Genomic DNA, 22,428 nt, shown 5'->3' on the forward strand with positions numbered 1-22,428 from the left:
AAAAGCAAAGAATAACACTTATACTCTTGTTTCTAACCCCTTTATTGCATCGAACAAAAATTGAAGTGTCGGAACTGGTCGTTGCTGTTTCTTAGCCTCTTCTAATACATACCCAACAATCGCATTAATTTCCGTCTGTCTATTCGCTCTTACATCCGCTAACATAGAGGATGTATTACAAGACGTTCCTTCACACACATTTCGTACCATTTGCCATACCATTTCTTTTTCTCCTCTAATAAGAAATGCGACCTCCTGAAACACTTGCTCCATCATTTGATAAAAAAAACGATTCTTGATTAATTCACCATTCTTTACTCCCAATAACGCTGTCAACGGATTGATACATACATTTACTACTAATTTTTTGCGCATAATCTCTTCCCAATCTGTTTCTATTTGAACTGGAAAATAAGCAACAGGAAAAGAATGAAATATTTTTTTAAAATGTATAGATTGGCCACAAACCACTCCAAATCTCGTTACACCTACTCCAGTATGATGAACGATGTGCCCTCCCTCTTTTTTCGCACCATGTTCTACAATACCAACAGCTATATTTTCACTCCCTATTTGCAGCATCTTTGGGAGATGCGACATTCCGTTTTGCAAAAAGATTAATGATGATGCACCTTCCACAAACGGTAGTATGTCATCTATATGATATTGCTTCACAGCAATAAATATATAATCTAAATTTTGCGCTACCATACTTTCTATCGGTAAAACAGGCGGATATACTGTTTCCCATCTTCCATCTCTAATACAAGTTACACCTGTTTCATTTAATTCTTCAGCCTGCTTAGCTGTTCTTGTAAACAACGTAACATCTTGGTTACTTTTTTGTAAATAAAATGTATACAATAGACCAATAGCACCTGGTCCGACAATTCCAATTTTCATTTTCACACAAGGGATTCACATTAAGTGCCCTTGCCTCCCCCCTTTTTCATATCTTTTTAAAGTACATGAGCACGCCCTATAATTTCGTTGTCCTCTGCCAAACAAATAAACTCTCATTTTTCACTATGTATATACTGCCTATTAATACACTTATACTCTTAGTTTAGCAAATCCTCAAAAAAATAATAAAAGAAATATACTATCTTCTTCATAAAAATAAAAAAATGAGTTATACTATTATTATAAATATTTTTACTTTTCTGCATTCAACGAGATAAGAAAAGGATGTGATGTAATGGGATTCCCAAAAGTTGAGCGCTTGCTCATCAATTATAAAACGTTAGATGAATTCAAAAAATTTAAAGGGTGCGGAGCCCAGGAACTATCTATGCTGGAAGAATTGCAAGCAAACATTATTGAAAACGACAGTGAATCTCCATTTTACGGTATTTATTATGGCGGATCACTAATCGCACGTATGAGTCTATATATGAAAAGAAACGGCGGAGAACCATTCGAAATTACAGGTCCTTACCTAGAACTTTATAAACTTGAAGTATTACCAACTTTTCAAAAACAAGGATTCGGACAAATGCTTGTAAATCATGCGAAACAACTGCAATTTCCTATTAAAACGATAGCGCGTATTCATTCAGCTGGTTTTTGGGATAAATTAAATTTCAGCCCCGTATCAGTAACTGATGGAGATTTTTATATTTGGCATCCAGAAACAAATTTGAATGCGGTTACAAATGAAGAATCGGCTTAAGAAATAAAAAAAACAGCTGTATAACAGCTGTTTTTTTATTTCTTAAGCTTCTCTAACTTCTCAGTCGAGCGAGCATTGTTTCTTTCCGCTACCATTACACTTCTTTTTTGATCGATATAATCAAGCAATGTTCTATACTCTTCCTCATATACTGATAATCGCTCCAGAAGACGCTCTCTTTCTGTTTGTAATGATTCAACTTGTTGTTGCAACACCGTTAAAGAGTTTTCATCTTTATAATTTTGCAAGAAATCAATAACATCATTCAACGTAATTGACGTAGGTTCTAACACTTTTGTCTCTTTCACTTCATAATTTTCTACTTTACGAAGTTGCTTCGCTTCCTCAATACGTTCTTTATATTGCTTTCTTACGTAAGAATTCCATCTAAATCCACATGCTGCTGGTGTACGAGATAAATTTTTCCCCACTTCCTTAAAGGCAGAAAGTTGTGTTCCACCTTCTCGAATATGCCGGAGTACTACTTCTGCCAGAAGCAAATCTTCATCATCAGTCCAAGCATCTTGTCTTGTTGTCGCCATTTCTCTAGTCCTCCCTATGCATTTTTTATTAAGCATATGCAGTTACTAGAAAAGATAGAATACAACAACTAAAGATTAAGACAAAAAAAAATAAACGCAGAAGATATCTTCTGCGTTTATTTTCCTGCAATTACTTGCTGATTACTTCTTTACCTTTGTAAGTACCGCATGCTTTACATACACGGTGAGCTAATTTCGCTTCACCACAGCTTGGGCACTCTACCATACCAGGTACTGATAATTTGAAATGCGTACGACGCTTTCTTTTTACTGTTTTAGAAGTTCTTCTAAAAGGTACAGCCATTCTTCCCACCTCCTTAAAAGAAATAGTTATTTTCATATGAAGGCCTGAACCAGTCTTCCGATTATTTGTCAAAAAACTTTGCAAGTCCTGCCAATCTTGGATCAACAGTCTTTTCTTTGTCTTCTTCCGAAATCACTTGCCAGTCTTGACCTTGCGTCGGTGCTCCACCAGAAACATCATCACTGAAAATTTGCATTGGAATCTCCAAAAGTATATTTTCCTTGATTACGGGCAGTAAGTCAAGTACTTCTCCTTCTAAACAATGAATTTCAGCTTCAGTTTCAAATTCTTCTTGTGAAGTTTGGAACACCTCAGTTGTTTTAATGTCAAATGGTAATGTCACATCTACTAAAGAGCGAGAACATGGTAAAACCATGCTTCCAGTTATATGTAGATGAAACGTAAACTTACCGGAGCCAAAATCAACTCTTCCCGTTACATGAACAGGATTAATTTCACGAATATCTTTCTCGACCTCTTTTAGCTCACTTACATCTACCATCTCATCCAATGTCAATCCTTTATTTCTCAATTTATTCAATTGATGGATGGACCATTTCATATCATATCACCTCAAGGCAACAAACAAAATTATAGCTAGCCATTTTATATTTGTCAATGTTTTTTCTTTACACTATAATGAAGTCATCATAGTAAATAATATATAGAGTATCACGTTTTTCAAAAAGATGCTACATCGAAAGGAGAGATTACCATAAAAGCTGGTGGTATTGTTGTTGAATATAACCCTTTTCATAACGGTCATCTTTATCATGTGCAAGAGACAAAAAAGTTAACACAATCCGATATAATAATTGCCGTTATGAGTGGTCCTTTTTTACAGCGTGGTGAGCCCGCACTCATTTCCAAATGGTATCGCACTAAAATGGCCTTAGCAAACGGCGTAGACCTTGTTGTAGAGCTTCCATACGTCTTTGCAACACAAAAGGCTGAAACCTTCGCAAATGGTGCTATTTCCATTTTAAATGCCCTACGTGTTTCTGAAATTTGTTTCGGTAGTGAGGATGGACAAATCGAAAATTTTTATAATACCATCTCCGTACAAAAAAACGAAGAAGAGACTTTTAACTGCCTTGTAAAACAATTCATGGACGCTGGAAATAGTTATGCAAAAGCAACATCGGATGCTTTCTCACACATTTTAACATCCGAAAAAAACATAGATATGTCACAACCAAATAATATTTTAGGCTTCCAATATATGAAAGCAATTCTGTCACAAAATAGCTCTATACAAGCTCAAACTATAAAAAGATTCGCCTCTCATTATCATGATGAAACATTTAATGACCAACATATTGCAAGCGCGACAAGCATTCGGAAACAACTCTTTAGCGAAGAAGGATCATTTACAACAATTGAACCTTTTCTCCCACAGGCAACCACTTCGCTTTTAGCAAATTACAAACAAAACTACGGGATATTACATAATTGGGAACAATACTTTTCATTTTTTAAATATAAACTCATGACAATGTCTTCAGGAGACTTACGACATATATATGAAATAGAAGAAGGTTTAGAGCATCGTATTTTATCAAAAATACAAAACAGTTCCTCCTTCTATTCATTCATGGAAGCATTAAAAACAAAACGTTATACATGGACTAGACTACAAAGAGCTTGTACACACATTTTAACAAACACAACAAAAGAGGAAATACGTAGTGCAAATATAGAACAACATGCACCATATATCCGCCTGCTAGGCATGTCACAAAAAGGACAAACTTATCTTTCAAAAAACAAGAAAAAAATCGAACTTCCAATCCTTACTCATACAAAAACATTTGACCATGCTGCTTTAGATATAGAGAAAAAAGCAAACTCTGTATATTTCTCCATCATGCACGAACCGTTACGCACGCAACTATTAAAACAGGATATAACACACCATCCTATTCGCTATGATGAAACAACTACAAAATTCCTATAAAAAAACCTCTCTATTTCAGAGAGGTTTTTTCCTTATCCATCTTTTCTAAATATGTTAACGCATCATCCAGCGTATCCACTGGTACAATTTTCATTTTTGTTTTAATGTCCTTTGCAGTCTCAAGTGCATCTTTATAGTTCGATTTCTCCGCTCCTTTTTCATTTGGCGCAAAGAACACCTCAGCCCCAGCATCGCTAGCAGCCACCACTTTTTGATTTATACCACCAATCGGGCCAACTTCTCCTTTTTCATTAATTGTACCTGTTCCAGCTATTTCATGTCCTTTTGTTAAGTCTTCTTCCACAAGTTGATTATATATTTCTAATGTGAACATTAAACCTGCGGATGGTCCACCAATTTCATGAGAATTAATTTTCACTTTCGGATCGACCATTAATTCTCTTTCCGTAACGATAGAAACACCTATACCGACACGTCCATTCCCATTAGGAATCTTCTTTACATTTAAATTTTCTTTCAATTGTTTTCCATTTCTCATGTACTCAATACTTACAGCATCGCTTTCTTTTTTCCCAGTCATATATTCAATAAATTGCTCCGTCTTTTCAAATGTTTTTCCATCAACAGCTATAATAACATCACCAAGCTTAAGCTTTCCTTCTGACGGCATTCCTTTTGCCACACCAGCAACTAATACACCTTTATTTTCAAAAGAAACGGAGCGATTTGCACGTTTATATGCATTATAAATTGCTGCATTTTGTGAATCTTTCATCGCATAATTTTGGCGAAATTGATATTCTTCATTACTCTCACCTTTTTGCAATATTTCTTCCGCTTTTGAAATATGTGTATATTTATTAAACTGTGCCGCTATTAAATTCACCACATTTGCTGGTCCCATTGAAACCGTAACAAGCATAAAATCACCAGATTCTTTCGTTCCACCCTCAACTTGAACGTAAGGCTCTAATTTGGCAGCCATTCCTGGTTTTGTTACATAATACGGTAAACGCACGTAAACAAGTAACATCGCCAATATAACCCCTATTAAGATTGCATATATAAACCGAAAACGCTTAAACATTATGTTTCTCCTTCCACTGCTCAATTAATAAATAAATATTTGAAACATGTTTTTCCGCTTCTACTTCTCCAACTCGAATAATGTCTTCAATGTTTGTAAAAGCACGTGAACTAAATTGCTCTACAGCTGGTCGCATCATTAAATCCGATGCAATTTGCCGATTCATTACAAGCTCATGCTGCATAATTTCTATACTTTGCATGATTACGTCATAAATGGACGTAACATCGCCATTCACCTTAATTGGAGACACATCCACAGCGATAACAATATCGGCCCCTAATTCTTTCACAACCGATACTGGGATCCGATCAATAACCCCACCATCCACTAATAATCGTCCATCTATTTTTTCTGGTACAAACACTCCAGGAACAGATATGCTAGCCCTCACCGCATCTGCAACTGGTCCACTTGTAAAAACCACTTTTTCCCCCTTCAATATGTCAGTAGCCACAACAGCCGTCGGGATATCTAACTCTTCTAAATTTTTATTATATGTAAACATTTTAATCATATCTTTGACACGTTTTCCAGCAATAAATCCCATTTTCGGTACCGTGAAATCTAAATAATACTTCCGCTTGAAAACAGATGCCAATTTATACAATCTTTCAACGTTACTACTTGCCGCATAAAACGTACCTATTAGCGCCCCCATACTACTTCCTGCAATCATATGAATAGGGATACCAGCTTCCCTTAAAACCTTTATTACACCAATATGAGCAAACCCTTTCGCTCCTCCAGACCCAAGTGCTAAACCAATCTTTGGTTCTTTCATTTTTCTCACCCTTTAATTTTTTTCATTCCTTTTTCATACTTATGGTCTAAATTCACTACGTATCCACGTATACTGAAATGAACGTTTTTTGGGACAAAGGGGGATTTACTTACATGTATGAAAAATGGAAAACCGCTTTCCTTACCATATCAACGCTTTTTTTAACCTTTTCTCTTGTACTCCACCCCCAAGCCGCTTTACAAGCTTCTATTCGCGGGTTAAATATATGGTGGGAAGTTGTATTCCCTTCACTACTACCGTTTTTCATCATTGCGGAACTTCTAATTAGTATCGGTGTTGTAAAATTTATTGGCGTTATATTAGAACCACTCATGCGCCCACTTTTTCGCGTTCCAGGGATAGGTGGATTCGTTTGGGCAATGGGAATGGCTTCAGGTTTCCCTGCAGGCGCCAAACTAAGCGCTAGACTACGAAAAAGCAACCTTTTAACTCAGATTGAAGCGGAGCGCCTCGTTTCTTTCACAAATTCTTCTAATCCACTTTTTATTTTCGGTGCTGTGTCTATCGGTTTTTTTAATAATCCAAAATTAGGGATTATATTAGCGGCTGCCCATTATTTAAGTAACTTTGCTGTCGGATTAATTATGCGTTTTTACGGCCATAATACCGCTTACAAAAATAATACACACACTACAAAAAAACGCCGCTTTCAAAACCCTTTTTTAATTCTTCACGAGACACGCTTACAAGAAAAAAGACCAATCGGTAAATTACTTGGGGATGCTATCGTTTCTTCTATTCAAACATTACTTATGATTGGCGGATTTATTATTTTATTCTCTGTGTTAAATAAAATGATTACTGTATTCCACATTACAGCAGCTCTTTCTTTTATTATGCAACATATTTTATCATTCTTCCAACTAAGTACAGATTTTAGTATACCTATATTATCAGGTGTTTTCGAAATGACACTCGGAAGCCAAATGATTAGTCAAATAAATGAAACACCCCTCTTACAACAAGCTATGGTAACAAGCTTCATTTTAGCATTTAGCGGTCTTTCTATTCAGGCACAAGTTGCTAGCATATTAGCTGAAACAGACATCCGATTTAAACCCTATTTTTTCGCACGAATTATTCAAAGTATTCTTGCCCCTATTTTTACATTTATATTTTGGACACCATTTTATGAGAAAGTAAGTTCTTTCTCACCTATGCAAAAAGATATTCCTGTATTTTTATCCAAGCATCCTTCTATACTACATGAAATTTGGACATCTTTTATACATTACGGACCAATTTTTACATTATTTTGTCTATATTTATATGTTATTTTATTATTTTTTCGCACGTATAAAGAAAAACCCCGTTCACTTTAACGGGGTTTGAAACTTTTCTTTTAAAGCACGCTCTACAATAGGAGGCACAAGATCTACTACACTTCCTCCATACCTCGCAACTTCTTTCACAATACTCGAGCTTAAAAATGAATATTGGTTGTTTGTCATAATAAAAAATGTTTCAATATTTTCATCTAATTTTCGATTCATAGAAGTAATTTGCATCTCATATTCAAAATCAGAAACTGCTCGTAAACCACGTAATATTGCATTTGCATTACGCATTTTTGCATACTCTACTAACAGCCCACTATGCGAATCTACTTTTACATTCGGGATATCCTTTGTCGCTTCTCGAATTAGTTCTAATCGCTCTTCAACTGAAAAGAATGGTTTTTTAGATGAATTGTTTAAAACGACTACGTACACCTCATCAAATACTTTTGCTCCCCTTTTAATAATATCCAGATGCCCAAGGGTAATTGGATCAAAACTTCCTGAAGAAATAGCTATACTTGTCATTCTGTCCCCTCACCTTCATACTTATAAATCGATATTGCAGTAATCCCATAATTCTCAGCTCGTACTTTTACAAGCTTTCCTATTGAATCAGGTAAAACCACATCATTACCATGCTCTGCCATAATTAATCCATCACTATGTAGCAATCCATGTTGATCCATTACACTAATTAAAGATACAATTTTTTGCTCTTTATATGGTGGGTCTATTAATATAAGATCGAATGACATTTCACGTTTTATAAGCGCCTTTACTGCACGTTCCGCATCATTTCGATATACTTCAGCTTGTTCCTGTATTCTACAACTTTCTAAATTTTGATGAATTACTTTTATCGCTTTACTATCCCTATCAACAAAAATCGCTTTATCGATCCCTCTGCTCAAAGCCTCAATTCCAAGGCCACCACTACCACCAAATAAATCAAGGGCGATACCACCATCAAAATAAGGACCTATCATATTAAAAATAGATTCTTTTACTTTATCTGTCGTTGGACGTGTTGTATTACCAGGAACCGCTTTAAGTGGGTGTCCTTTACATTTTCCTGAAACTACTCTCATCTGTTGTCACTACCTTTATTTCAATCTATCGAGCGATTATAGAAAGCCATTCCCACTTCGGTAACCGTTAACAAATTACATTCACCAAAATATTAGAAAACTCAGCATCAAATAACCACTCATTATTTTTATGTATTCATCTCATCATTCACTAATATGAATCCAATATGTATATTAGTTCCACTTTATCTTTTTTATCCTATCACAAAATAAAAAAAAGAAAAATAAAAAGCCTGACATAAAATTTAATTTCATTATGTATATCTTCATTTAGATTGGACATAAATAATTATAACAACATCACCTTCGATGTTGTTGCCAACCGCGGAGAAGACTTACGTTTCCCCATAAGTTCTTCCTCCGGTTTCTCCTCTCCCTTTGCCTTCTTACTAGTACATGCTAGTATAAGAAGGGCCCTGCTATGCAGGGTTTTTTTCTTTGTGTGCTTTTCATTTAAAAAGTGAAATGGTACAGTAAAAGAAAGAGGAGGAAAAAATATGATTCAACGCTTTATAGAACTCGGAGAAGGCTACTCTGATTTATATGAATTACTTGAAATTGCCAAAACAAATCAAGAACGTATAGCACATATGTTACAATTTGAAACGATAAAAAACGATAAAAAAGTGTGTTCGCTTGTTGTAATATTAAAACCAACTACTACTGGTGATTTCCAACCATTATACATATGTCGTGAAGGCATTCCTGTATTTGAAAATAAAAAAAGTAAACGTGTCATTTTATTTGAAGAAACGGCAGAGCAACTCGGAAAAAAAGTGGCTACTTTTACTGTAAAGCCATCTACAACTTTCCCAGAAAAAGAACTATTTTTTAATCATTTAATTGGTATTTTACGAATGAACAATTTCATTCCTCCGATGAAATAACACTTTATTTCAATTAAAAAATCCCCCGCTAAATTTAGCAGGGGATTTTTTCTATTAGCTATAATCGTATTCTTTTGCTCGATCAGGACGGGAATTTTCAAATTCCGTTTTTAAATACGGGCGATACGACTGTTCTATCTTTTTCACAAAAGGAAGTTTGTTCAATTTATGCATCATATGCTCAATTTGTTCCATGTCACAATATACTACAGCATATTTTAATCGTTTTGATATGTAATGTATGTTACCATATTTCCTTAAAATCTTGGCATGTTTCAATGAATGTAAATAAACAATCATACTTTGTCGTTGCCCGAACATAATCTTCTCCATCTTCTCCTTTTAAAAACATATATTTTATATTCTATGAAAACCAATCAGAAATTTATAACATTACAGGACAAACTCTGTATACGTTTCCTTCCAACTTCTAAAAAACGGGGTACATCACCCCGTTTTTTTACAACCACAACCTCCGCCAGTACCACAACCTCCACCACAGCCACCAGCATCAAAGAATGGATTCCCTGTTGGCACTTTAATGGAAGAAGACACTTCCGAACCGATTGCTACACTAACTTCATCTAATAACTTCTGCAAAGCAGTTTCTGCTCTTTTAAAAGCTGCAACCTTATCATGTAAGTCCACAGAACGCTTTAATTCTCTCATTTTCATCGATACGGTAGTGTAGTCAGGATGGTATTTTCCAAAACGCTGTACTTCCTCATACCGTTCTTTCATCGCTGTAAATTGCTGAATTAACGTCTGAAGTTCCATATCTTCATGTAATTCTCTATAATACTTACGATAATCTTCTGCTATATCTGAACAGATAATCGCTTTTGCAAGCTGCTCTGCCTTATCTAATATTAATACGCTTTCTAGCGTCGCTACAATCATGAGAGACACCTCCGAGTATCCATCATACCACATTTAGATTAGAACTACTAATTGAAGTGACTTACTCAAAAGAAAGATATAATGAAACTATTTTCACACTATATCCGTACACACTTATACAGTAATATGTTCCGCTATATTATATTTAAGAACATCCCATTTCCCACTATTTTGTTTCACATAACTAATACACGCATTTTTTAATGGTGTCTTAAATGTAATTTCATCTGGTTCAATGGCATGTAAAATTGCTTTTATCGCGTGTGAGTGAGCAACAATAATAATACGTTTGCCAAAATGAGTTGTTGCAACATCTTCTAAAGCAGCAAAGCAACGAGCTACAATCTCTTCATCTTGCTCCATACCTTCTACTTTACCCTCAGCAATCAACTCTCTAACAGTCGCAACTGGCTTCCCTGAAGCTTCTCCAAAATTCCGTTCAACAAATCGATCATCTAATAAAATCGATTGTAATCCAGCCGCCTTTGCGATTTCATTAGCCGTTTCTTGCGCTCTAATTAACGGGCTACTTATAATGATATCCCACGTTTCTTCTTGTAAAGCAGCTGCACTTTGACTCGCTTGCTTCTTACCAACTTCATTAAGCGGAATATCTTCTCGCCCCTGAATAATTTCTTGAAAATTCCAATCAGTTTGTCCATGTCGTACTAAACAAATTTCCGTCATGCTGCAACTCCTTTTTAAATAATCAATCTCTATTGTAACAAAAGTTCTGCATGACGGACATATTTTTCACTTGTAATTAAGTTGCATTTTGTTGCTTCATATACTGAAACATATCAATCATGATCGAAGCAACAGCCAATTGATTTTGAAATTTTTCCACTTTATCTGGTATTGTTTTTTTGAAATGTTGCATCGCCGCTAACTCAAAAGCCTCTTTTTCTTCAGGATTTCGTGTTAATTTTCTATACCAGTACGGTTGCTCTCTAATATAGCGAGATAAATCCTCATTAGCCTTTATAAACTCCATAATTTCTGCTCTCATCATCTTTCCCCCTAATCCTTTTGAAAGAAAAACGGGTTATTTTCTGAAGTACTTTGTTCTTGCTGCGTACGGTTACCTTGAAATTGCTGAATAACTTGTTGCACGCTCCCAATAGCACTCGTCACATTAGCTAAATGGTTCTGCATTTGTTCCACGTCCAACTTTTTAAAAAAAGAAAGCATTTGCCCCATCACATCAGCAGTTTTTTCCTCTTCAGTTCGATTATCTTTTTCTTTTTTATTTTCTTTTACCGAAGAAAACGCAGGCGCTCCATCCGGTCTATAAGTTGCCCATATTGGATCTTCTTCACCAAGTAAGTACCATTCTTCATAAAATTGTTGCCAAGTTTTGTGACCACTTCTAACCTCATGAACCATTTTAGGGTGATGGTTTACAAATTCTTTAAACTGTTGAACCGATGGATGTAACGGCCCTTTTGTTGTTGGCATAATCCTCACCTCTCCATGTATATCTACTATATAGTAAGAAAAAAAAGGCGCATGGTTCGCCTATTTTTAGACAATTCATGCACCTTTTTTTCTGCTATTTGCATACGGTCAGATTCCCACCTACAATTCAGTGAATACGAAGTAACTAATTAGGTGATGTAACACCCCACCGCTTACAGTTTCGCTTTATTTTCGAATAAAGTTTTGTGTATAAAATTTATCATATACACCAACACCTAATCCTGTAAATTGTTCATTTAATAAATTCTTTCTATGCCCCTCACTATTTAACCAACCTTGCACTGCCGCAATTCCATCACTATGTTGCGCCGCTATGTTCTCACCAGCAAGTTGAAATCCTACTTTCCCGCGCTGCAAACGATCTCCTAGCGTACCTAATGTAGGTGAGTCATGAGAAAAATAATTATTGTCTTTCATATCTTTACTGTGACCAACAGCAACATCTGCCGTTTCCTGATCCCATGTTAATAATGGTAATTTATGACGACTTCGAATGATATTTGTTAAATCAAAAATTTGTTGCATATTCCCATTTTCTACTTGTTTTATCTTTTCTGGAGTCAGTGGTTGTTCTGCTATTAATTCACCTGAATAAACGAGCTGATATGGTCTTTGGCGTAATAAAGTTTCGTCATCCATATAACGAACACCCACAAGCTCATGTGTAAATTGATCAAAATACAATTGCGCCCATCCATCTTCTACAGGTATTAACGGTTGTTCCATGACTTCGGTATCAGATAGTTCAAATTGATAACTATTTTTCCCTCTTTTTAATGAAATTTCATGCGAAAGCGGACTTTTTTTATATACTTCTTCATATTTTTCATTTATATAATAAGGTGGAACCTTAACTTGTTCACCAGCAGCGTACGCCGTTATAACTTTACGTTCAGAAACTCCGAATTGAACATACTGAGTTAAATCCTGATTGTATACCCACCATTCATATCCGTATGCAGATGGCTCTATTCGAGAGGGTTCTCCCCACTTCGCTAATAAATTTTCAGAGTCTTCACCAATCATATTTAAAACAGTGTCTGAGGAGTCTTCCTTAATTTGCTTTTTCTTTTTCACAATTTTATTTTCTTGCTTTGATTGAGATGGGGTTAATATATATTGTGAAACGAGTAATTTCCCGTATAAATCAACAGCTAAAATTAAAATTGTAATCATTACGATACGCAATAATTTCTTCAAACGATATACCTCCTGAACAAAACATAAAATTGAGATATACACAAATCCTTTTCTTTCTTTTTGTGTGTACCGTACTCTTTTCACTATATCATATTTTTGTGAAAAAAGTCTGGATTATCCCTTTTCTCTCAATATGAATTGCACTTTCTTATTATTCATACTATTATAAAAATAATGGTGTAACATTAAAAAAGGAGGTATTATATGCAATTTACAAATACGAAATTTAATGGAGCCGTCGTTGAATTAACTCTTTTAACTGAAATCATGGAAAACAACCACTTCGTACTTGCTGGACAGTGGGATTATGAACGGGTTACATACGATTATAAATTTGAAATATTAAAGGATGTTTATTATTTGCGAGTGCAAGGCGTTGCTGTTGAAGGTGACATTGGCAGTAGACACGCTGAAGTAAAACTACTCCCTCCCTTATTAGGAAAACATTATTATCCTCACGGCGTTGAATATGGCGATGATGAGACTTTCCCAACGAATGTACTTCAAAAAAGTGAACAACTCCTACAAAATGTCGAAAAAGAGTTAAAAGAACTTCAAATTATTGATTAACAAAAACAAGCGCATCAATATGATGCGCTTGTTTTTTCCCTCCCCTAAGAATGAATCGTTTTTTTTACTGGATATCCATAAATAGATCCATCTTTTACTTTAATCTCATCTTCCCAAGGAACCTTATATTTACCTTCAGCTAAATCTTTTACAAACGTATATGGATTTTCTTTCACCCCACCAGGAGTTGCTACATATCCTCTTGAACCTAGATTATATATATTATTTTCTAATCCCCATCCTAATCTAGCCTGATCTGCTAGTTCTGGATATACTTCAGCAGTAACAATCTCCCAAGGATTTCGATGCCCCTGTACTAAAGTAGTCCCATCAAAATTACATACTTGTCCTTCACCAAAGTAATAAAATACACCATCATAACCCGCTAAGTTTACCGACAATGTATACATTAAATTCTGCCATGCATTTGAACGATTGGTTAGCATCCATTGTTCACTAACTTGTGTGCTATACCCAGAAATACGAATCAAGACATTTGCACCTTTATAGGCCGCTTCACGAGCTACTTCAGGGAACATGCCATCATGACAAATACAAACAGCTAATTTACTTCCTCCAGGTCCATCACAAACAGGTAAGCCTAAATCTCCAGCTTTCCAAGGCTCGACTGGCACCCAAGGATTTAGCTTACGATACTTCAAAATCATTTCACCTTGTGGATCAATAATAACTGCTGTATTATATGGCTCTCCACCATCAGGGTTTTTTTCCATTATTGAAAAAACACCATATACTTCAGATTCCTTACATGCCTCAGCAAATAAGTCTGTTTCTGGCCCAGGCACTGTACATAAAAATTCTTCTGTAGTCCATTTTTTTGTATTGAGCCCTTGTGTACTATATTCAGGAAATACTATCAATTCTAATCCAGGGTAACCTGATTTGGTCGAATGAATTGTTTTTATGATTTGTTGAATTTGTTTATCAATGTCTGCACGTGACTCTACTACTGGTACTGGATATTGAATTAGCGCTGTCAAAAAACCACTAATCGGCTTTACCATACTTCCACTACTACCCATTTAAATTCCCCCTTAAAATAGTTCGTATTTATTAAAGATAACAATATATATTTGTAACTCTCTAAAAAACTTGCACTACATATGGAATTATTGCGTATGAAAGCTAGTAGTAAATTTTATATCCACTTTTAGTACACGCCTACACAAACTTAACATAAATAATTAGAAAATTCAATCTTTTATAAAAAGCTAAAACTAAAAAAGAAAAAGCGTATGGAATCCCATACACTTTTTTTACTTAGTTTGTAAATACGGCGGCAATTGCTGTAACTGCTCCTTATCCTTTTCACGTTCTCTACGTGCCCATCTAAAGAATACATAGCCTATAATTGTACCGTACACTATTTCCTGGACAATTTTCATTATGATACCACCAGTTTGCTGGTCTTGTACTACTGGCATCCAGTGCAAAAATTCCGGTCCCGTTATATTTAAATCTGATAAAGTGCCCGCTGGTACACATAGTTCCATCGCTTTCATCCAAGCAGCCGGATCCGTATACGTTGCAAATAACGGGGCTGTCGCAAAAATTATTAACGCACAAGCTGGCGTTAATAATATACCATTAGCAAACATGTAACCAAGTTTCTTTATATCACTTAACGTTTGATATTCTGGTAATGGATTTAACATCGGCCACCACATCATGATTGCTGTAAAAAACAATATAGCGAGACAAATAGGATGAGCAATTTGACTTTGTTTTACCGTATCAAAAACAACTGGTAAATGATAAAAAGAAAACAGGCCGTTAAATACAAACAACGCAATAAGTGGTTTAGCAAATACCTTTAATATAATTTGAACGAACTTAAAAGAAGTAATGTAACGATATAACCAAGTTGGTATACCAAGCAACAGTAACGGTGGAACTGCAATATACATGACTGCCATTTCAAACATATGAGCACTAAATATAATATGGCCAATTAAATCAATAGGCCCTCCCTTTACAAAATACAAAAGAACAATACCAGTCGTAAAATAAAAAATTTGCTTCTTACTTACCTTCGTCGCATTTTCAAATCGCATTCTATAAGGTCCAATAATTAAGAAGTACCCAATAAGAATCGAAAGCATAAATAATAAAAAAATTGGACTCCATAAAGCCTGAAAACCAAATATCCACAAGTTACTCATTTTCACACCTACCTTCGTAAGGTTATCCCATAATATGAAGAGGGAGCTGTGACAACACAAGCTCCCTTATATTTCACTTTTCAAATCCACACAATTGTCATAAAAGCTAAAATTGTAATTAACCCTATTAGCAGGCCAGAGTAAAGAAAGAAACTTGCTGCTTCATGTCCTTTATGGCTCATATGCATAAAATAATACAATTGAAAAATTACTTGTACCACTGCTAATAGTAAAATAAATGGCACAGAGAAAGTCGGACTAAAAGTTTTTGGATACGCCACTGCTACAAATGCAACTAATGTTAAAAAAATCATTAATGCAAACGTAATAACTTGATGCTTCATTTCCTCCGCACTTTTTCTCTTCCGATAAACAAGATCAACTTTAGGATTATTTGTTTGCTTTATCGCCATTGTTTATCCCACCATTCCCATTAAATATACTACAGTGAAAATAAACACCCAAACTACGTCAATAAAGTGCCAATAAATTGATGCAACATAAAACTTCGGTGCATTGTATAAATTTAGACCTCTCTTCGCATTTCTAAAGATTAATGTTAAAATCCAACACAACCCAAACAATACGTGGAGTCCATGTGTACCAACAAGAGCATAAAATGCAGAGCCAAACGCACTACTTCTCATAGTATGCTTAAATTCATGTGTATAATGATAAAACTCATATATCTCAAACCCTAAAAATCCTAAACCTAGTAATACAGTTACTAGTAACCAAAGTTGCATTTTCTTAAAGTTAAAGTTTTTCATGTGATACATCGCATATACACTTGTTAAGCTACTCGTTAATAAAAGCATCGTCATAATGAAAACGAGTGGCATTTGGAACATTTCTTGAGATGTTGGTCCACCATTTGTAGAATTCTTTAATGCTAAATATGTTCCGAATAAGGAAGCGAACAACACTGTTTCGCCTCCAAGAAATAACCAAAAACCGACAAACTTATTTTTCCCTTCAAGGGTTGCTTTTTCAGGCTCTGCTGGAAATGTTTCATTCGTTAATTTTTCATCTACATGCATTATGCCTTGCCCCCCTTATCATCTAAATCTTCCTTATGAATATGGTATCCATGATCATCGATTACTGAACGTAGGAACATTGCGCCAAATGTAATGATTAAACCAATAATTGCTACTAATAACCAGAACTTATCTTTTCCGCCCTGCATATACATTGCACCAAATGCCGCTATAAACAATCCGAAAGAAATGACAAATGGTGAAAACGAAGGATTTGGCATATGAATATCACCAATTGGTTCCGCTGCTGTCATCTCTTTATTACCTTCACGTTTTTCAATCCAAAACGGATCTAATCCGCGAACAAATGGTAGTTGTTTAAAGTTATATTCTGGTGTCGGTGCTGGCATCGTCCATTCTAATGTACGTGCATCCCACGGATCACGACCAGCTTTTTCTTTTGATACTGTCGCTTTAATTACATTGAATAGAAGAACAATCGTCCCAAGAGCCATAAACACCGCTCCGATAGAACTAATCATATTCCCCATTTCCAACCCTTGCCCTTCAAGATATGTGTAGTAACGGCGCGGCATACCAATCAAGCCAAGGAAATGCTGAATAAAGAACGTTAAATGGAAACCGATAAAGAATAGCCAAAACGTTATCTTTCCTAATGTTTCATTTAATACTTTATTAAACATCAGTGGCCAATAATAATGAGCTCCTGCAAGTAAACCAAATACAACACCGCCAACGATTACATAATGAAAATGTGCTACTACGAAATAATTATCATGAAATTGATAATCAGCTGGTGCAGATGCTAGCATAACCCCTGTAACTCCACCCATGACGAATGATGGAATGAAAGCTACTGCCCACATCATCGGTGTCGTAAAACGAATATTTCCGCCCCACATTGTAAAGAGCCAGTTGAATATTTTGATACCAGTCGGAACCGCAATCGCCATTGTTGCAACTGAGAAAATAGCATTAGCAACTGGACCAAGTCCAACAGTAAACATATGATGCGCCCATACCATAAATCCTAAAAATCCAATTAATACAGTCGCAAACACCATCGATGAATAACCAAACAATCGTTTTTTCGAAAATGTCGCGAAGATTTCTGAGAATATTCCGAAAGCTGGGAGTATAAGAATGTATACTTCTGGATGACCGAAAATCCAGAATAAATGCTCCCATATAATTGTATTCCCACCCAATGCTGGATTAAAGAAACTTGTTCCAAATAAACGATCTAACATTAAAAGTCCTAATCCTACAGTTAACGGTGGAAAAGCGAATAATATAAGCGAAGATGTTACAAATGTCGTCCATGTAAACATCGGCATACGCATATACGTCATTCCTGGCGCACGCATATTAATAATGGTGACAAGGAAGTTAATCCCTCCAATTAATGTACCAATACCTGAGATTTGCAAACCGAGTACATAGAAATCAACACCATGACCTTTAGAGGCTAAAGCTAAAGATGCATAAGATGTCCATCCTGCATCAGGTGCTCCACCTAAAAACCAACTTAAATTTAAAAATACTCCACCAAAGAAAAATAACCAAAATCCGAGTGAATTCAAAAACGGGAACGCTACATCACGTGCACCAATTTGAAGTGGTACAGCGGCGTTCATAAATGCAAACACGAGTGGCATAGCTGCGAGGAAAATCATTGTTGTACCGTGCATCGTCAATACTTGATTATAAGCATCCCCAACAAGAAAAGCGTTGTTAGGAATCGCTAATTGAAGGCGAATAAATAGAGCTTCTATTCCGCCTATTACAAAAAACAATCCACCTGCAATTAAATAGAGAATGGCAATCTTTTTATGGTCTACTGTCGTTAAATAATCCCATATGACAGCACCCATCCCCTGTTTTTTTGCTACAGAACTCACGTTTTCAACCTCCCCTTCGCGAATAATCCCTCTTTACTTTTCAACTTTTAACGTTTGTAAGTATGCATTTAATGCATCAATTTGATCATCCGTTAAGTTGCCATATTTGCCAGTCATTTTGTTTCCTGGCTTCATATTTTCAGGATCTTTCAGCCATTTTTTTAAGTTTTCTTCATTGTTTTCGGCAATACCGGCAACCATATCGCGATCCGCAAAGTTTGCTAAGTTTGGTGCGATACGAGCGGAAGGTGGTCTACTATCATTAGATCCAACTGCGTGACAACCAATACAGCTTTTATTAAATATTTCTTGGCCCTCTTGCGCCTTTGTTGAAGCTACTTCTTTCTTCCCATCAATCTTCTTCATATCAGCAAGCCAATTTTTGTACTCGCTTTCATCTAAAGCTTTCACTTTAAATTGCATTAAAGAATGTGATGGGCCGCAAAATTCTGTACAAAAACCATTATAAGTGCCCGATTTATCTGCCTTTAACCACATTTTGTTCACATTGTCTGTATTTGTATCCATTTTCCCAGCTAAAGATGGAACCCAAAATGAGTGTTTAATATCGGCACCCTTCAAATTTAAATACACTTTCTTACCTGTGGGGATGACTAAATCTTGCGAAGTTACTATCTTTTCTGATTTATAAGAAAATTCCCACCAATAAAGATTCGCTGTTACATCAACAACGATAGTATCTTTATCAATATTCTTTTTCTCCATCGCACTTACATCAGCAAGTTTGAATGTATATGTAACCGTTGGAACAGCTAAGATTAGTAAAAGAATAATCGGAATAACTGTCCATATAATTTCTAGCTTGTGATTTCCTTCAACTTGCTCTGGAATATAATCTTCCTGACCTTTTTTTTGTCGGAAACGCACAATTACATACAAGAAAATAATAGTAACTACTAGTACTACTCCTACCATGATTGCACTTGCCAGTAGAAGTAAATCATATTGCATTTTTGCTACTTCTCCTTGCGGAATTAAAGTAGATTGAAAGGCTTTACCGCATCCCCCTAACAGTAAAGCCAGCAGTGAAACGAACGAAAGCAGTCGCCACTGTTTCTTCATACAAACAACCCCCACTTTCCTTGTGAATTAGATTGTACTTTATAGTTAAGTAAAGTAAATCTCAACGTAAAGAAATCCAATTATGTCGTTGTCTTAGAAGAATGTAACTACAATCATTGATACAAATAAGATTGTTAAATAATTTAGGGAATAAACAAACATTTGCACAGACCATTTTATGTCATCTTTCTTACGGAATCCATAAAATCCTAAAGCGATCCATCCGATGTTAAGCAGTGTTGCAATTACCATAAATGTTATCCCTAGTCCACTCATATAAAATGGTAGTGGTAATAAACATACTGTCCAAATCATAATTTGGCGTTTCGTAATTTCAAATCCATGAACTACAGGAAGCATTGGAATTCCTGCATTTCGATATTCATCAACACGTTTCATCGCTAATGCAAGGAAATGTGGGATTTGCCAAATAAACATAATTAAAAATAACATCCAAGCAATTGGATGACCTAAAGATGGATCGATTGCTGCCCATCCAATTAAAGGTGGAACTGCACCAGATATACTACCTACAACAGTATTTAGTGTATACTTTCTCTTTGTCCATAAACTATATAGAACAACATATGTGAAAGCACCAATAAATCCCATTAAGACTGCCATTGGTGTTGTTAATAATAAAAATACAAAACCAAGAAGTAATATGACTAGTCCAAATGTAAGTGCAAATCCTGGTTTATATTTTCCAGTAACCGTTGGACGGGTCTTTGTTCTTTCCATTAATGGATCGATGTCTCGATCAATGTAGTTGTTTAAGCAACATACCCCTGCCATAACTAATCCAGAACCAACGATTGTAAAGAATAACTTATCCAGATTGTCCATTACACTTAATCCATTAAAGTGTAATGCCAACCAAAATCCTGTAAATACAGTAAGTGTATTTGAGTTTACAATCCCCATTTTAACGAGTGCTTTTAAATCTTGTATCCGAGTTGTTTCCGGTACACTTGTAACAGCGGACTCATCATGCAGCTCACTTGTTGCATGGTTCATCACTCTAACCCCCTCTTAAAACTTTCATCTTTCTTTTTGCGCCTATTTCAAATGAAATAATTCGCTTCTATATAGCAATATTATTACAGTAGAAACATTGTTAACCCATTCTACTACTAATCTACGCCCATACTCCAATATATTAAATCATATTTCCCGAACATTTTGTGAAGAAAACATGAACTTTTTGTGTCGAATATAAAAAACTTCATTCTGACTTGTCCTTATCATAACATGATGTTACCTTCTATAATAAACTATTTTATCCTATTTAACACGTATTCTCCCCATTTCTTTTCAAAATAGCCTATTTTTCACCTAATTTTTTCCTTAGGAACCCTGTTTTTACACCTGTTTTCTCCCCCTTTCCTTTCCCCTCCATTTCTTTGCTATTTTATTATTTTTTATATATCATAGGAACTAGCGCGTTTTATTCTATACATAATGGAATGAAAATATTTCGCAATAACTTCATAGCAGAAAGATGGTGAAAGAGATTGCAACGCTTTATTAAATGGTTAGCAGTCATTACAAGCCTTGATTTATTAATAGTTTTATTAGGAGGCGCTTTAGTTACAAAAACAGGTTCTGGTCAAGGTTGTGGTAAATCATGGCCACTTTGTAACGGTGAATTTGTTCCATCTAATTTATCAATGGAAACTATTATTGAACTTAGCCACCGATTAACATCAGGATCAGCTGGAATTCTTGTCACTCTCCTTTGTATTTTGTCCTGGAAATATTATAAACATGTGCGTGAAACAAAAACGTTAGCAATTTTATCCTTCGTATTTTTAGTTGCACAAGCATTAATGGGAGCAGCAGCAGTTGTTTGGGGACAAATGCCAGCTGTACTTGCTATCCATTTCGGTATTTCCTTAATTTCATTTGCTTCTGTCATTTTATTAACGTGTCTTATCTTTGAAATTGACCAAAAATTTGATGCACGTTCTCTTATTATGGACAAAAAAATGAAATTTCATATTTATGGTGTAACAATTTACAGTTATATCGTCGTCTACACAGGTGCTTTAGTACGTCACGAAAGAGCTAGCTTAGCCTGTCCAGACTTTCCTTTATGTAGCAAAAACAGACCTATGCCAACTCAACTACATGAATGGGTTCAAATGGGCCATAGAGTTGCAGCAATGTTAATTTTCGCTTGGATACTTTACGCGATGATTCTCGCTATTCGTCATTACAAACAGCAACCTGTAGTATATTGGGGATGGATCATTTCATTTATCCTTGTTACACTTCAAGCTGTAGTAGGAATTTTAGTTGTATTTACAAACGCTAGTTTAGCAATGGCATTGTTACATTCTCTATTCATTTCTTGCTTGTTTGCCGTACTATGCTATTTAGTTATGTTAGGAACAAGAAGTAAAGTGAATGCAAAAGAAGCCGGATCAACTTCTAAACAAACAAAATAATTTAAAACTAAAATCCCTTGCCAATTCGGCAAGGGATTTTTTGCAATAAAGAAAAGAGCTGTATATTTACACAGCTCT

General features: G+C 35.4%; 27 protein-coding genes. 6 read left to right on the top strand and 21 right to left on the bottom strand.

The window, feature by feature from the left end; all coding sequences use genetic code 11:
- Nucleotides 1-18: 18 nt before the first annotated feature.
- A complete protein-coding gene (panE, locus tag ATL10_RS18910; protein ID WP_142669978.1) occupies nucleotides 19-903 on the bottom strand; it encodes a 2-dehydropantoate 2-reductase in 885 nt (294 codons plus the stop codon).
- Nucleotides 904-1,198: 295 nt separating this feature from the next.
- Between panE and ATL10_RS18915 the strand changes: the two genes are divergently transcribed.
- Nucleotides 1,199-1,672 (top strand): N-acetyltransferase, encoded by a 474-nt coding sequence (locus ATL10_RS18915; protein WP_000506690.1) that lies wholly within the window; start codon nucleotides 1,199-1,201, stop codon nucleotides 1,670-1,672.
- Between the two features lie 35 nt (nucleotides 1,673-1,707).
- On the opposite strand, the gene ATL10_RS18920 is transcribed toward ATL10_RS18915, so the two are convergent.
- The 3 genes from ATL10_RS18920 to ATL10_RS18930 all read right to left on the bottom strand — a co-directional run bounded on the left by ATL10_RS18920 (nucleotide 1,708) and on the right by ATL10_RS18930 (nucleotide 3,080).
- Entirely contained in the window at nucleotides 1,708-2,214 is a 507-nt protein-coding gene (locus ATL10_RS18920; protein WP_000246469.1) for an RsfA family transcriptional regulator, read from the bottom strand.
- 130 nt (nucleotides 2,215-2,344) lie between these two features.
- The gene (gene rpmF, locus ATL10_RS18925; protein ID WP_001984764.1) at nucleotides 2,345-2,518 is read right to left on the bottom strand and encodes a 50S ribosomal protein L32; all 174 of its coding nucleotides are present in this window, start codon (nucleotides 2,516-2,518) and stop codon (nucleotides 2,345-2,347) included.
- 61 nt (nucleotides 2,519-2,579) lie between these two features.
- Nucleotides 2,580-3,080: a YceD family protein gene (locus ATL10_RS18930; RefSeq protein ID WP_000872146.1), complete on the bottom strand. Its 501-nt coding sequence runs from the start codon at nucleotides 3,078-3,080 to the stop codon at nucleotides 2,580-2,582.
- 213 nt (nucleotides 3,081-3,293) lie between these two features.
- Between ATL10_RS18930 and ATL10_RS18935 the strand changes: the two genes are divergently transcribed.
- The gene (locus ATL10_RS18935) at nucleotides 3,294-4,475 is read left to right on the top strand and encodes a nucleotidyltransferase (protein ID WP_069356137.1); all 1,182 of its coding nucleotides are present in this window, start codon (nucleotides 3,294-3,296) and stop codon (nucleotides 4,473-4,475) included.
- A gap of 10 nt (nucleotides 4,476-4,485) precedes the next feature.
- Here ATL10_RS18935 and ATL10_RS18940 read toward each other — a convergent pair whose 3' ends face one another.
- Both ATL10_RS18940 and ATL10_RS18945 read right to left on the bottom strand, forming a co-directional pair.
- Nucleotides 4,486-5,523, bottom strand: a complete 1,038-nt coding sequence (locus tag ATL10_RS18940; RefSeq protein ID WP_098235797.1) for a SepM family pheromone-processing serine protease — start codon at nucleotides 5,521-5,523, stop codon at nucleotides 4,486-4,488.
- Nucleotides 5,516-6,307: a patatin-like phospholipase family protein gene (locus ATL10_RS18945; RefSeq protein WP_000662590.1), complete on the bottom strand. Its 792-nt coding sequence runs from the start codon at nucleotides 6,305-6,307 to the stop codon at nucleotides 5,516-5,518. The genes ATL10_RS18940 and ATL10_RS18945 overlap by 8 nt, the downstream gene beginning before the upstream one ends.
- A gap of 113 nt (nucleotides 6,308-6,420) precedes the next feature.
- Between ATL10_RS18945 and ylbJ the strand changes: the two genes are divergently transcribed.
- Nucleotides 6,421-7,650 carry a sporulation integral membrane protein YlbJ gene (ylbJ, locus tag ATL10_RS18950; protein WP_000273089.1) on the top strand — a complete coding sequence of 410 codons (1,230 nt, stop codon included), beginning with the start codon at nucleotides 6,421-6,423 and terminating at the stop codon, nucleotides 7,648-7,650.
- Here the strand turns inward: ylbJ and coaD are convergent.
- Both coaD and rsmD read right to left on the bottom strand, forming a co-directional pair.
- Nucleotides 7,642-8,133 (bottom strand): pantetheine-phosphate adenylyltransferase, encoded by a 492-nt coding sequence (gene coaD, locus ATL10_RS18955; RefSeq protein ID WP_000200601.1) that lies wholly within the window; start codon nucleotides 8,131-8,133, stop codon nucleotides 7,642-7,644. The two genes, ylbJ and coaD, sit on opposite strands and share 9 nt — an antisense overlap.
- Nucleotides 8,130-8,696 (bottom strand): 16S rRNA (guanine(966)-N(2))-methyltransferase RsmD, encoded by a 567-nt coding sequence (gene rsmD / locus ATL10_RS18960; RefSeq protein ID WP_001266976.1) that lies wholly within the window; start codon nucleotides 8,694-8,696, stop codon nucleotides 8,130-8,132. The genes coaD and rsmD overlap by 4 nt, the downstream gene beginning before the upstream one ends.
- Before the next feature lie 497 nt (nucleotides 8,697-9,193).
- Between rsmD and ATL10_RS18965 the strand changes: the two genes are divergently transcribed.
- Nucleotides 9,194-9,583 (top strand): DUF7147 family protein, encoded by a 390-nt coding sequence (locus tag ATL10_RS18965; RefSeq protein WP_000616017.1) that lies wholly within the window; start codon nucleotides 9,194-9,196, stop codon nucleotides 9,581-9,583.
- Nucleotides 9,584-9,637: 54 nt separating this feature from the next.
- Here the strand turns inward: ATL10_RS18965 and ATL10_RS18970 are convergent, their stop codons facing one another.
- The 6 genes from ATL10_RS18970 to ATL10_RS18995 form a co-directional block, all read right to left on the bottom strand.
- A complete protein-coding gene (locus tag ATL10_RS18970; RefSeq protein WP_002082261.1) occupies nucleotides 9,638-9,904 on the bottom strand; it encodes a YlbG family protein in 267 nt (88 codons plus the stop codon).
- A gap of 126 nt (nucleotides 9,905-10,030) precedes the next feature.
- Nucleotides 10,031-10,483: a YlbF/YmcA family competence regulator gene (locus tag ATL10_RS18975; RefSeq protein ID WP_000634366.1), complete on the bottom strand. Its 453-nt coding sequence runs from the start codon at nucleotides 10,481-10,483 to the stop codon at nucleotides 10,031-10,033.
- 114 nt (nucleotides 10,484-10,597) lie between these two features.
- Nucleotides 10,598-11,170, bottom strand: a complete 573-nt coding sequence (locus tag ATL10_RS18980) for a histidine phosphatase family protein (protein ID WP_053563739.1) — start codon at nucleotides 11,168-11,170, stop codon at nucleotides 10,598-10,600.
- A 76-nt stretch (nucleotides 11,171-11,246) separates the two neighbouring features.
- Nucleotides 11,247-11,492 carry a YlbE-like family protein gene (locus ATL10_RS18985; RefSeq protein WP_098235796.1) on the bottom strand — a complete coding sequence of 82 codons (246 nt, stop codon included), beginning with the start codon at nucleotides 11,490-11,492 and terminating at the stop codon, nucleotides 11,247-11,249.
- A gap of 11 nt (nucleotides 11,493-11,503) precedes the next feature.
- The gene (locus tag ATL10_RS18990; RefSeq protein ID WP_001143346.1) at nucleotides 11,504-11,941 is read right to left on the bottom strand and encodes a YlbD family protein; all 438 of its coding nucleotides are present in this window, start codon (nucleotides 11,939-11,941) and stop codon (nucleotides 11,504-11,506) included.
- A 186-nt stretch (nucleotides 11,942-12,127) separates the two neighbouring features.
- Nucleotides 12,128-13,162 (bottom strand): CAP domain-containing protein, encoded by a 1,035-nt coding sequence (locus tag ATL10_RS18995; protein WP_000735387.1) that lies wholly within the window; start codon nucleotides 13,160-13,162, stop codon nucleotides 12,128-12,130.
- A gap of 204 nt (nucleotides 13,163-13,366) precedes the next feature.
- Here ATL10_RS18995 and ATL10_RS19000 point away from each other — a divergent pair, with 204 nt between their 5' ends.
- Nucleotides 13,367-13,732 carry a YugN family protein gene (locus tag ATL10_RS19000; RefSeq protein WP_001160948.1) on the top strand — a complete coding sequence of 122 codons (366 nt, stop codon included), beginning with the start codon at nucleotides 13,367-13,369 and terminating at the stop codon, nucleotides 13,730-13,732.
- Between the two features lie 44 nt (nucleotides 13,733-13,776).
- Here the strand turns inward: ATL10_RS19000 and ATL10_RS19005 are convergent, their stop codons facing one another.
- The 7 genes from ATL10_RS19005 to ctaB form a co-directional block, all read right to left on the bottom strand.
- Nucleotides 13,777-14,775 carry a formamidase gene (locus ATL10_RS19005; protein WP_065229293.1) on the bottom strand — a complete coding sequence of 333 codons (999 nt, stop codon included), beginning with the start codon at nucleotides 14,773-14,775 and terminating at the stop codon, nucleotides 13,777-13,779.
- Between the two features lie 234 nt (nucleotides 14,776-15,009).
- The gene (ctaG, locus tag ATL10_RS19010) at nucleotides 15,010-15,915 is read right to left on the bottom strand and encodes a cytochrome c oxidase assembly factor CtaG (RefSeq protein WP_000069031.1); all 906 of its coding nucleotides are present in this window, start codon (nucleotides 15,913-15,915) and stop codon (nucleotides 15,010-15,012) included.
- Between the two features lie 80 nt (nucleotides 15,916-15,995).
- Nucleotides 15,996-16,328: a cytochrome c oxidase subunit IVB gene (gene ctaF / locus ATL10_RS19015; RefSeq protein ID WP_000985703.1), complete on the bottom strand. Its 333-nt coding sequence runs from the start codon at nucleotides 16,326-16,328 to the stop codon at nucleotides 15,996-15,998.
- Nucleotides 16,329-16,331: 3 nt separating this feature from the next.
- Nucleotides 16,332-16,955, bottom strand: a complete 624-nt coding sequence (gene ctaE, locus ATL10_RS19020; protein ID WP_000557861.1) for a cytochrome c oxidase subunit III — start codon at nucleotides 16,953-16,955, stop codon at nucleotides 16,332-16,334.
- Nucleotides 16,955-18,790, bottom strand: coding sequence for a cytochrome c oxidase subunit I (gene ctaD / locus ATL10_RS19025; RefSeq protein WP_181419332.1), 1,836 nt, complete (start codon nucleotides 18,788-18,790; stop codon nucleotides 16,955-16,957). The genes ctaE and ctaD overlap by 1 nt, the downstream gene beginning before the upstream one ends.
- Before the next feature lie 60 nt (nucleotides 18,791-18,850).
- Nucleotides 18,851-19,900, bottom strand: coding sequence for a cytochrome c oxidase subunit II (gene coxB / locus ATL10_RS19030; protein ID WP_000745273.1), 1,050 nt, complete (start codon nucleotides 19,898-19,900; stop codon nucleotides 18,851-18,853).
- Between the two features lie 93 nt (nucleotides 19,901-19,993).
- Nucleotides 19,994-20,917, bottom strand: a complete 924-nt coding sequence (ctaB, locus tag ATL10_RS19035; RefSeq protein ID WP_001015053.1) for a protoheme IX farnesyltransferase — start codon at nucleotides 20,915-20,917, stop codon at nucleotides 19,994-19,996.
- Between the two features lie 497 nt (nucleotides 20,918-21,414).
- Between ctaB and ctaA the strand changes: the two genes are divergently transcribed.
- Nucleotides 21,415-22,350, top strand: coding sequence for a heme A synthase (gene ctaA, locus ATL10_RS19040; protein WP_001188740.1), 936 nt, complete (start codon nucleotides 21,415-21,417; stop codon nucleotides 22,348-22,350).
- Nucleotides 22,351-22,428 lie beyond the last annotated feature (78 nt).

The organism is Bacillus sp. 196mf (genome assembly GCF_003217275.1).
Lineage (GTDB): Bacteria > Bacillota > Bacilli > Bacillales > Bacillaceae_G > Bacillus_A > Bacillus_A thuringiensis_S.